The sequence below is a fragment of the Vibrio sp. 10N.222.55.C6 genome (genome assembly GCF_041473395.1).
GTDB lineage: Bacteria > Pseudomonadota > Gammaproteobacteria > Enterobacterales > Vibrionaceae > Vibrio > Vibrio crassostreae_C.
Genome location: NZ_JBFRSD010001019.1, coordinates 1 through 243, shown reverse-complemented (window position 1 = coordinate 243; position 243 = coordinate 1). Strand labels below are relative to the sequence as shown.

1 protein-coding gene is annotated in these 243 nt (G+C 42.0%); it reads right to left on the bottom strand.

What is annotated here, in order from left to right; all coding sequences use genetic code 11:
- On the bottom strand, positions 1-243 hold a 243-nt coding region (locus tag AB4486_RS27345; RefSeq protein ID WP_372119929.1), incomplete at both ends, for an aldehyde dehydrogenase family protein.

Genomic DNA, 243 nt, shown 5'->3' with positions numbered 1-243 from the left:
CCAAAGATCTCTTGTTGAACAATGTCCATACTGTGTTTCACATCTTTAAGAATGACAGGCTGAAGGAAAAGCCCATCAAGATCCTTAATTGGAGTAACAGGCTCAGCTCCTTGTTCAATCGCTCGGTCTATTAATGCTTGGATGTTGTTCTTGGCATTTTGGCTGACAACAGGGCCTATGGTTACACCTTCATCTAAGCCGTTACCAATCTTAAGTTGTTGAACGGCTTGATCAAATTTAGCC